The sequence below is a fragment of the Sandarakinorhabdus rubra genome, assembly GCF_010994245.1.
Classification (GTDB): Bacteria; Pseudomonadota; Alphaproteobacteria; order Sphingomonadales; family Sphingomonadaceae; genus Sandarakinorhabdus; species Sandarakinorhabdus rubra.
The window spans coordinates 1-9,662 of sequence record NZ_WMHO01000092.1; the positions used below are offsets into that span (position 1 = coordinate 1).

The 9,662-nt window shown below is 67.0% G+C and carries 10 protein-coding genes and 1 tRNA gene; 5 read left to right on the forward strand and 6 right to left on the reverse strand.

Going from position 1 to position 9,662, the window contains the following annotated elements; translation table 11 throughout:
* A partial coding sequence (locus GJV64_RS07385; RefSeq protein WP_164156624.1) for an aldehyde dehydrogenase family protein occupies positions 1–192 on the reverse strand: 192 nt, incomplete at its 3' end.
* Positions 193–240: 48 nt separating this feature from the next.
* Positions 241–1,188: a cation diffusion facilitator family transporter gene (locus tag GJV64_RS07390; RefSeq protein WP_164156625.1), complete on the reverse strand. Its 948-nt coding sequence runs from the start codon at positions 1,186–1,188 to the stop codon at positions 241–243.
* Between the two features lie 150 nt (positions 1,189–1,338).
* Between GJV64_RS07390 and GJV64_RS07395 the strand changes: the two genes are divergently transcribed.
* Entirely contained in the window at positions 1,339–2,118 is a 780-nt protein-coding gene (locus tag GJV64_RS07395; RefSeq protein WP_164156626.1) for a sulfite exporter TauE/SafE family protein, read from the forward strand.
* 153 nt (positions 2,119–2,271) lie between these two features.
* Here GJV64_RS07395 and GJV64_RS07400 read toward each other — a convergent pair.
* Positions 2,272–2,346, reverse strand: a tRNA-Gly gene (locus GJV64_RS07400).
* Between the two features lie 159 nt (positions 2,347–2,505).
* Here GJV64_RS07400 and trxA point away from each other — a divergent pair.
* Genes trxA through GJV64_RS07415 form a run of 3 tightly spaced genes read left to right on the forward strand, consistent with a single transcriptional unit; the run spans position 2,506 to position 4,252 of the window.
* On the forward strand, positions 2,506–3,414 hold the full coding sequence (gene trxA / locus GJV64_RS07405) for a thioredoxin (RefSeq protein ID WP_205599556.1): 909 nt from the start codon (positions 2,506–2,508) through the stop codon (positions 3,412–3,414).
* The gene (locus GJV64_RS07410; protein ID WP_164156628.1) at positions 3,411–4,064 is read left to right on the forward strand and encodes an LON peptidase substrate-binding domain-containing protein; all 654 of its coding nucleotides are present in this window, start codon (positions 3,411–3,413) and stop codon (positions 4,062–4,064) included. The genes trxA and GJV64_RS07410 overlap by 4 nt, the downstream gene beginning before the upstream one ends.
* The gene (locus GJV64_RS07415) at positions 4,061–4,252 is read left to right on the forward strand and encodes a Trm112 family protein (protein ID WP_164156629.1); all 192 of its coding nucleotides are present in this window, start codon (positions 4,061–4,063) and stop codon (positions 4,250–4,252) included. The genes GJV64_RS07410 and GJV64_RS07415 overlap by 4 nt, the downstream gene beginning before the upstream one ends.
* Here the strand turns inward: GJV64_RS07415 and GJV64_RS07420 are convergent, their stop codons facing one another.
* The 3 genes from GJV64_RS07420 to GJV64_RS07430 all read right to left on the reverse strand — a co-directional run bounded on the left by GJV64_RS07420 (position 4,253) and on the right by GJV64_RS07430 (position 9,174).
* Entirely contained in the window at positions 4,253–6,034 is a 1,782-nt protein-coding gene (locus tag GJV64_RS07420; protein WP_164156630.1) for a flavin-containing monooxygenase, read from the reverse strand.
* An 87-nt stretch (positions 6,035–6,121) separates the two neighbouring features.
* A complete protein-coding gene (locus tag GJV64_RS07425) occupies positions 6,122–7,921 on the reverse strand; it encodes a flavin-containing monooxygenase (protein ID WP_164156631.1) in 1,800 nt (599 codons plus the stop codon).
* Positions 7,922–7,956: 35 nt separating this feature from the next.
* A complete protein-coding gene (locus GJV64_RS07430; RefSeq protein ID WP_164156632.1) occupies positions 7,957–9,174 on the reverse strand; it encodes a UbiH/UbiF/VisC/COQ6 family ubiquinone biosynthesis hydroxylase in 1,218 nt (405 codons plus the stop codon).
* Positions 9,175–9,417: 243 nt separating this feature from the next.
* Between GJV64_RS07430 and GJV64_RS07435 the strand changes: the two genes are divergently transcribed.
* Positions 9,418–9,662 (forward strand): hypothetical protein (locus GJV64_RS07435; protein ID WP_164156633.1); only part of this gene is annotated, 245 nt, incomplete at its 3' end.

Genomic DNA, 9,662 nt, shown 5'->3' on the forward strand with positions numbered 1-9,662 from the left:
GCGGCGCTGCGGGTTGGTGGCAGCCCAGGCCGGCTGCGCCGCCCGTGCCGCGGCAACCGCCTGGTCCAGCAGGTCGCGACCGGCCAGCCGAACTTCGGCCTGCACCCGCCCGGTGTTGGGGTCATAGACGGGGCTGCTGCGGGAACCGGCGGCAACTGGCTGACCGGCGATGTGATGATCGATGATGCGCATGATCCGCTCCCTACGCCCGGTCGACCGCCGACGCTACCCGCAGAAGCATCAGTGGAGACAGGCTTCTGGCAGCGCCTGCCGACAATGCTCGTCGCCGGTTTCCACCTGCAGCGTGGCGTGGCCGATGTTGAAGCGGTGGTGCAGCGCGTGGGCGATGTTGGCCAGGGTTTCGTCGCCCGGGTGGCCGGCCGGCATCACCAGGTGCGCGGTCAGGATGGCGCCGGTGGTGCCTTGCGGCCAGATGTGGAGATCATGCACGGCGGCGACGCCGTCGAGGCCCACCAGCCAGTCCTTCACCGCCCCCGGCTCGATCCCCGCCGGCACCGCGTCCATCGTCAGCGCCAGCGATTCGGTGAGCAGGCCCCAAGTCGCGCGCAGCACCAGCACGGCGATGCCGAGGCCCAGAACCGGGTCTACCCAATCCCAGCCGGTGAGCCGGATGAGAAGGCCGCCAGCCACCACGCCAGCCGACACGCCGGCATCGGCCATCATGTGCAGATATGCGCCGCGGATGTTCACATCCCCCTTGCGGCCCTTGATGAACATCAGCGCGGTGCCAAGGTTGATCGCGATGCCGGCGCCGGCGACCAGCATCACCACACTGCCCGATACCGGCAACGGCGCGGTGAGGCGGTGGATCGATTCAAAGGCGATGCCGCCGCACGCCGCCACCAGGATGAGCGCATTGGCCAGCGCCGCCAGGATGGGCGAGCGCTGCAGGCCCCAGGTAAAGCGCGCTGAGGGCGCACGGGTGGCGAGCTTGTAACCGCCCCAGGCGATCAGCAGCCCCGCCACGTCCGACAGATTGTGGCCGGCATCGGCCAGCAGCGCCATCGAATCATAGGCCAGGCCGGCCCCCGCCTCGATGGCGACATAAGCGAGGTTCAGCACCACGCCGACAGCAAAGGCCCGGCCGAAATCCGGCGGCGCATGGACATGGCCATGGCCGTGATGATCATGGCCGCCCAGCGGATGGCTATGGGCGTGGCTGTGCATGTGCGATTTATGCGGCGGTTGCGCGGACGAGTCGAGGGCAGCGCGCGGCCGGGCGAGGGCGCAGGCGGGGCGCGCGGCGATTTCACAGGTGCAGTTCGCTCGGCGATGGGTCATGACTGGTGAGGCAACCGCACCGGAGACTGCACGGGAATGGAGCTGCCCGAACTGACGCTGGCGCAACTTCAGTCCATCCTGCCGTTCCTGGCGGTGGGCTTCCTGGCGCAGCTGGTGGATGGCGCGCTGGGCATGGCGTTTGGCCTGATCACCAACCTGATGCTGGTCTCGGTGGTGGGTTTGTCGCCGGCCCGGTCGTCGGCCACCGTGCATGTCGTCGAGTGCTTCACCACCGCCGCCTCGGCCGTCAGCCACATCCTGCACCGCAATGTCGATTGGCCGCTGCTGGCGAGGGTCGCTGGCCCGGGGGTGATTGGCGGCGTTCTGGGCGCCTATGTGCTGACCGAGATCGACGGCCGAACCGCGCGCCCGCTGGTGATGGCCTATCTGGCGGTGATCGGGGCCTATCTGCTGTGGCGGGCGTGGCGGATGACCCACGGGCCGGCGGTGCGCCCGGTGCGGCTGGTGCGCCCGCTGGGGCTGGTCGGCGGCTTTCTGGATGCCGCCGGGGGTGGCGGCTGGGGGCCGATCGTCACTGCCAACCTGCTGGTGCAGGGTTCGGAACCGCGGACCACCATCGGTACGGTCAACACCGCCGAATTCCTGGTGACCATGGCGGTCTCTGCCACCTTCCTATGGAAATTGGGACCGGAGGCCTTCTCGATCGCCGCCGTGGGGCTGATCATCGGCGGCCTCCTGGCAGCGCCCATCGGCGCGCGCATCGCCAGCCGGATGCAGGCCCGGCGTCTGCTGCTGCTGATCGGCAGCATCCTGATGCTCAGCAGCGTCTATGGCCTGTGGGCGGCGTTGGGGTGAGGGGTGAAGATTGATTGGGGACGTGAACGTCGCGGCGAAGCCGCGCCGTCGGACGACTCACGAAAAAGGCGGCTGAAGAGCCGCCTTTTTTGGTCGCCGGCCGGTCTTGCCCGAGTCTGACCGCAACTCCGTTGCGGTCTGCCGGGCTGCGACTGGAGCGGGTGAAGAGATTCGAACTCTCGACTTCAACCTTGGCAAGGTTGCGCTCTACCCCTGAGCTACACCCGCTCACCCGTCGCCGGGAGCCGGGGCATTAGCGCCTGAGGTGGCGACGGGCAAGTCCCTTTTTTCCCTGAAGGCCGTGCATGGCTGCGCGCATCGGCCGTCTTGGCAAACCCGCCCCTCGCCCCCCATATGAAGCGCACGAAGAGAGCGGAGCGCAAGAACTTGGCCACCATCCCCAACCCGGCCGCCGACAAGGCCAGCATCGAGGCGTTCCGCCGCGATGTCATCGACGCATCGAAGAGCGCGCTGGTGCTGGTCGATTTCTGGGCCGAATGGTGCGGGCCGTGCAAGACGCTGGGGCCGCTGATCGAGAAGCTTGTCGCCGCCCGTGCGCCCAAGGTGAAGCTGGTCAAGATCGACGTGGACAAGCACCAGGCGCTGGCGGCGCAGTTCCGCATCCAGTCGATTCCCACTGTTTATGCCTTTCTCGATGGCCGCCCGGTCGATGGCTTCCAGGGCGCCCTGCCGGAACGCGAACTCGCGCAGTTCATCGACCGGTTGCTGCAGGGTGTTCCAGCCAGCGAGGATGAAGCGGCACTGGAAGAGCAGATCGCCGCGCTGGTGGCTGCGGCCGAAGAGGCGACGGCGGCCGGTGCCCACGAGGATGCCGCCGCCATGCTCGCCGCGCTGGTGCAGGAATTGCCGGAGCGCCACGATCTTGTCGCCCGCTACGCGCTGGCGTTGTTGGCCGGCGGCCAGGCCGAAGCGGCCGAGGCTGCGCTTGCCGGGGTGCCAGCCGATTCGAAGGATGAGCAGGTGGCCCGTGCCCGCGCCGCGCTGGCGCTGGCCGCCGCCGCCCCGGCCGACAATGACGATCTCGCCGATCTGGTGGCGCAGGTGACCACGCACCCCGATGATCATGCCGCCCGTTTCGAATTGGCCGGGGCGCTTGCGGCGCGCGGCGAACGCGATGCCGCCGCCGATCACCTGCTGGCCATCATCAAGGCCGATCGCAGCTGGAGCGAAGGCGCCGCACGCGAGAAACTGCTCACCATGTTCGAAGCCGCCGGCCTCGCCGATCCGTGGAGCGTCAAGACCCGCGCCGCCCTGCGCGCCATCTGGTTTGCATGAGCGAGAGCGAGGGCCTGGAACCGCTGCCGGCCGCCGTGCCGGTGTTCCCCTTGACCGGCGCCGTGCTGTTCCCGCGCGGGGTGCTGCCGCTCAACATCTTCGAGCCGCGCTATCTTGCCATGGTGAAGGATGCCATGGCGGCCAGCGGTGCTGCCAACCGGATGATCGGCATGATCCAGCCGAAAGGGAAGGGTGATCCGCCTTCGCTCTATTCGGTGGGCTGCCTCGGGCGCATCAGCGACTATCGCGAGACCGATGATGGCCGCATCCTGATCGCGCTGGTGGGCGTCAGCCGCTTCCGCGTCGCCGCCGAACTGGATCGCGACACGCTCTATCGCCAGGTGATGACCGATTATCACGGCTTTGCCGACGACCGCCACGACGAGGCGGCGCTGGATGCCGCCACCCGCGCCGGGCTGGAGGAGGCCTTGCGCCCCTATCTCGACGCGCGCGGCCTGTCGGCGGACTGGGAGGCGGTGCACGGCGCCGACGATGAATCGCTGGTGATCACGCTGGCCAGCGCCCTGCCCTTCGAGCCGGCGGAGAAGCAGGCACTGCTGGAGGCCGCCACACTGACCGAGCGCGCCCAGACCCTGTCGGCCCTGATGAGCTTTGCCGCCAGCGGCGATGGCTTTGGCGGCCTGCAATGAGCGGTTCGGCTCTCGATCCGCGTCTGCTTGGCCTGCTTGTCTGCCCGCTCACCCGCCAGCCGCTGCGCTTTGACGCGAAGGCGCAGGAACTGGTCAACGATACGGCCGGCCTTGCCTATCCGATCCGCGACGGCGTGCCGATCCTGCTGCCCGAAGCGGCGCGCGAGTTCCTGCCGAACACCGGCTGATCAGCCGAAGCGCAATCCCTTGAAGGCCCCGTCGCTGCGCCAGCCCCGCATGTAGCTGAAGAAGGCGTTCGGCCCAGCCGGATAACCCACAGCGTACTTGGCGCGCTCGTCCATCGGCTGCCCTTCGTTGTTGTAATAGCCGGGCGTGCAATCCGGGCTGTTGGTCATCATGCCGGGATTGGTGAGCAGCAGCTGCACCCAGGCTTCCTGCGCCTCCTGGTCCGGCTCCACCGTCTTCAGGCCGGCATCGGTCATGTGGCGGACGATGGCGGCGATGCTAGTGCCGGTTTCCATCCAGTTGTGCGGCACGTTGACCACGAACGCCGCAGCTTGCGCGAACTGCACCAGGAACAGATTGGGGAAGCCGGCGCTGTTCAGGCCATGCAGCGTACGCATGCCGTCAGCCCACGCCTCTGACAGTTTCTGGCCGCCCTTGCCCACCGGGTCGAAGCCGGCGCGGTCCTCGGTGGGCGTGCCGACCTCGAAGCCCGTGGAATGGATGATGCAGTCCACCTCATAATGCGCATCGCCCACCCAGATGCCGGTTTCATCGATGCGGCTCACGCCCTTGCCATCGGTATCGACCAGCGTGACGCTCGGACGGTTGAAGGCATCGAGATAGGCATCGTGGAAGCAGGGCCGCTTGCACAATTGGCGATACCAGGCCTGCAGCGCCTCGCCGGTCTTGCGGTCCTTTACCACGGTGACGGCGCGGGTGCGGATTTCCTCCATCTTCTCGTGATCGGCCATTTCCCAGGCCTTCATCATGTTGGCCGGGTTCCATTCGCTGGGCGGCAGGCTCATCACCCGGCTGCGGATGCGGCGCGACAGATCGGTCCAGCCATCCTGCACCCAGTCTTCCGTGGCGCCACCCATGCCGACATTGCCGGCGAAATTCTCCAGCCAGCGCGTCTGCCAGCCCGGCGTGGCGATGGACTTGAACCAATCGGGATCAATGGGTTCGTTGGCGCGTACATCCACCGATGACGGGGTGCGCTGGAACACGAACAACTGGCCGGCATCGCGGGCCAGATGCGGCACGCACTGTACGGCGGTGGCGCCGGTGCCGATGATGGCGACACGCTTGCCCGCCAGCCTGTCCATCGGCGCGCCTTCGGCCGAGCCGCCGGTATAGGCATAATCCCAGCGGCTGGTGTGGAACTGGTGGCCCTTGAAGCGTTCGATGCCGGGGATGCCGGGCAGCTTCGGCACGTTCAGCGGTCCGGTGCCGATGCCGACGAAGTCGGCGGTGAAATGGTCGCCGCGGTCGGTCTCGATCACCCAGACCTGGCGCGCCTCGTCCCATGTGCAGGCCTTCACCTCGGTATGGAACAGCGCCTTCTCATAGAGATTGAAGGTCTCCGCAATCTTCTTGGCCTGGCTCTGGATCTCGGGGGCATGGGCATATTTCTCGGTCGGGATATGCCCGGTTTCCTCCAGCAACGGCATGTAGATGATCGAGGCGGTGTCGCACTGGGCGCCGGGATAACGGTTCCAGTACCAGGTGCCGCCAACGTCACCGCCGGCATCGATCAGGCGGAAATCGGTGATCCCGGCCTGCGCCAGCCGCGCGCCGGTGCACAGCCCGGCAAAGCCGGCACCCACCATGGCAAAGCGCACATGATCGGTGACCGGCGCCCGTTCTTTCCTGGGCGTGTAGGGATCGCCAAGCATCTGCGGGAAATGCGTGGCCAGCCGCACATATTGGGCATTGCCTTCGGGGCGCAGGCGCTTGTCCCGCTCAAGCCGATATTTTTCGAGGAGGGCGTCACGATCAATCATGACAACCACCGTGGCGGGCGGCAGCACACCGGGCAACGCTGCAATCTGCTAGACCGGTTCGCGGTGCCGCCGGCGACAGGCGGCGGTTCAGCTGAAGGCCAGACCCGCGAAGTCACCGCTGCGTCGCCATTTGTCAATATACTCGAAATAGGCCACTGACCCGAGCGGATAACCACTGGGGAAACTGTGGGAAATGTCGGGGCTGGTGCCTTCGAGATTATAATAGCCGGGCGTGCATTCCGCGGCTTGGGCAAGAGCGCCTGGCAAGGCGGTGCGGATCAGCGCCACCCAGCTGGCCTGGGCTTCTTGTGTGGGTTCGATGAGGCGTTTGCCCGTCTCGCGCGCGTGCTTGATCACGGCGGCAATCGTATCCCCGGCATCGGTCCAATTGTGCGGCACGTTCACGAGGAAGTTTGCGGCCTGAGCCATCTGCACGATGAAGGCGTTGGGAAAGCCGCGCACATGCAGGCCATGCAGCGATTCGATGCCATCCTTCCAGGCTTCGGACAGCCGCTTGCCGCCCACCCCGGCCATATCGAAACCGGCGCGGCGCTGGTGTGACGTGCCAACCTCGAAGCCCGACGCATAAATGATGCAATCCACGTCATAATGGGTGCCGTTCACCCAGAAGCCGGTTTCGTCGATGCGTTCAACGCCCTTGCCGTCGGTATCGATCAGATGGGTGCCCGGTTCGTTGAAGGCCTGCAGATAGGCATCGTGAAAGCAGGGCCGCTTGCAGAACTGCCGATACCAGGCCTTGAGCTTCTCAGCCGTGTTCTTGTCGTGGACGATTGCTTCGGCCCGGGCGCGTATTTCCGACATTTTCTCCATGTCGGCGTCCTCATTGACCGCCAGTATGTTGGCTGGCGTCATCTGGTCCATCGGCAGGGTCAGGACGCGCTTGCGGACACGGCCCATGATGTCGGTCCAGCCGTCCTGCACCAGATCTTCCTCCGGCGGCGGCCCGATGGCGACGTTGCGGGCGAAATTGTCGAGCCAGCGCTTCTGCCAGCCCGGCGTCGCGATGCTCTTGAACCACTCCGGATCAATCGGCGCGTTGGCGCGCACGTCCACCGATGATGGCGTGCGCTGCACGACATAGACGGTGCCGCCCGCGCGGGCGAGATGCGGAACGCACTGCACTGCGGTGGCCCCGGTGCCGATGATGGCAACGCGCTTGTCCTTCAGCTTCGAGAGGGGCGCGCCGTTGGTGTCGCCGCCAGTGTACTCATAATCCCAGCGGCTGGTGTGGAAGCTGTGGCCCTTGAAAGTCTCGATGCCGGGGATGCCGGGCAGTTTCGGCACATGCAGCGGCCCGGTGCCGGTGCCGACATAATCGGCGGTGAAGCGGTCGCCGCGATCGGTGGTGATCACCCACACACTGCGCGCCTCGTCCCATACGATATCCTCGACGCGGGTGTGGAACAGCGCCTTGTCATACAGGCCGAAGGTGCGGCCGATGCGGCGTGATTGTTCGAGGATCTCCGGCGCATGCGCGTACTTCTCGGTCGGCATGTGGCCAGTTTCCTCGAGCAGCGGCAGGTAGATGATCGAGGCCGTGTCGCACTGCGCGCCGGGATAGCGGTTCCAGTACCAGTTGCCGCCAAAATCGCCGGCCTTGTCGATGATGCGCACATCGGTGATGCCGGCTTGCACCAGCCGGGCGCCGACACACAGGCCGGCAAAGCCGCCGCCGACCATGGCGAAGGTGACATGATCGGTCAGCGGCTCGCGAGGCACCACCGGCATGTAGGGGTCTTCGAGATAATGGGCATAGCGGCCCTTGACCTCGACATATTGGTCATTGCCGTCGGGGCGCAGCCGCTTGTCCCGCTCGGCGCGGTAGCGGGCGAGGATGGCGTCCTTGTCGAGGGCTGCAGTGGCCATGGTCGACTCCGCTCCATTGGGGAACGGGGCCGATGTTAGACCAGCTCGCCTTTCAGCAAAGCTGGCAGTTTTCCGGTTTCGCCGCGCGCCTGGTTCATGAAGAAGCGTTTCAGGGGCGGCATCCGTTCAACAGCCGCCAGCCCAGTGCGCCGCACAAGGCTGGGCACCCGGCCCGGCACCGCGAACAGGCGATTGAGGCCATCGGTGACAGCGCAGACGAGGCTGTTGTCAAAGCGCCGCCAGGCCGAGACCTGGGCCAGCACATCGGGGCTTCCCAGATCAAGGCCGCTGCGCGCCGCCGTGGTGAGCACTTCGGCGGCGGCCGCCACGTCGCGGAAGCCCATGTTCAGTCCCTGGCCAGCGATGGGGTGAATGCCGTGCGCGGCATCGCCCAGCAGCAATAGGCGGGTATCGGTGTAGCGGGCGGCATGGTGATAGCCGAGCGGCCACACCGTCTGCGGTGCGATCACCTCGATGTCGCCCATCGTGCCATCGCAGCGCGCCGCGATTTCGGCGGCGAGCTGCTTCGGCCCCAGCTTCCTGGCGGCAGCCATGTGCCGGCCGTCCACCGTCCAAACGATCGCCGTGCGCGGGCGGCCATCATCGGCATCGCGCATCGGCAGCAGCGCCAGCGGGCCGGACGGGTAGAACAGCTCGCAGGCGATATTCTCGTGCGGCACGCTGTGCGCCACCATGGTGATCAGCGCGGCATGCGGATAATGCCACTGGGCAATCGGGATGCCGGCCGCCTCGCGCGTGGGGGAGCGGCGACCATCGCAGGCCACCGCCAGCGGCGCCCGGAAACGGCGGCCATCAGCAAGGCTGAGCGTGGCGGCATGTTCGTCACGCACCAGCTCCGCCACCGTCACCGGGGCGAGCAGCGTCGCTTGCGGGCAGGCGCGCACGGCGGCCAGCAGATGGGTTCGCAGCAGGCGGTTTTCCACCATCGTGCCAAGCGGATCATTGCCCTCGCCGGCATCGAAATGCAGGAACTGCGGATGGGCGGCGTCGGTAACCCTGATCTCGCGGATCGGGCAGCCGTGATCATCGAGCAGCTGGCCCAGCCCGAGCGCGCGCAGCATGCGGCCCGAGGCGGACGCGATGGCGCTGGCACGGCCATCGAAGGCTGGCAGGGTGGTGGCATCAAGATCGGCCGTGTCGACGACGATGCTGGTCACGTCGTGCCGGGCCAGCGCCAGCGCCAGCGTGGCGCCAACCAGGCCGCCGCCAATGATGATGACATCTGCGTCCATGCTCTGCATGGCAGCATGCCCTAGCGCAGCGCCGCGATTCCCCCAAGCGGGACATGATGCCCCGGCCCCAACAGTCATGCGCCGCTGGAGCCCGGCTTTTCCTTGACCGGTTGGCGTTCCTGATTCATTCTGGCCCGCGTTTGTGTGGGCGTTCCATTATTGCTTGCAGCGGGTTGTGGCCCGATTTTCAGACGGGCCTTTCACTTGCGGCAATGATTTGTTCATGAAGGATCGGGCACGGCAATGGCAACGCGGGCAGCAGATGCAGGTGCGCCCCGCCTGAAGCGGTCGGGAGGGCAGCTGGCCGGCAGTCAGCGGGCGGCCCAGGGCGCCGCATCGCCGTGGCTGGCGCGGCTGCGCGCCGGGCTGGCCGCCCTGCTGCGCCAGCTGGCGCGGCTCGCCGCCGGCGCCGGCATCGCGGTGGCCGGGCTCTCACTGGCGCTGGCGTTGATCAGCTATTCGCCGCTCGATCCCTCGTTCAACACGGC

Excerpts from the sequence above, each read along its gene's own strand:
- GJV64_RS07415 (WP_164156629.1), top strand. The coding sequence starts at position 4,061 with ATGAGCGGTTCGGCTCTCGATCCGCGTCTGCTTGGCCTGCTTGTCTGC.
- GJV64_RS07390 (WP_164156625.1), bottom strand. The coding sequence starts at position 1,188 with ATGCACAGCCACGCCCATAGCCATCCGCTGGGCGGCCATGATCATCAC.
- GJV64_RS07430 (WP_164156632.1), bottom strand. The coding sequence starts at position 9,174 with ATGGACGCAGATGTCATCATCATTGGCGGCGGCCTGGTTGGCGCCACG.
- GJV64_RS07410 (WP_164156628.1), top strand. The coding sequence starts at position 3,411 with ATGAGCGAGAGCGAGGGCCTGGAACCGCTGCCGGCCGCCGTGCCGGTG.
- GJV64_RS07395 (WP_164156626.1), top strand. The coding sequence starts at position 1,339 with ATGGAGCTGCCCGAACTGACGCTGGCGCAACTTCAGTCCATCCTGCCG.
- GJV64_RS07425 (WP_164156631.1), bottom strand. The coding sequence starts at position 7,921 with ATGGCCACTGCAGCCCTCGACAAGGACGCCATCCTCGCCCGCTACCGC.
- GJV64_RS07420 (WP_164156630.1), bottom strand. The coding sequence starts at position 6,034 with ATGATTGATCGTGACGCCCTCCTCGAAAAATATCGGCTTGAGCGGGAC.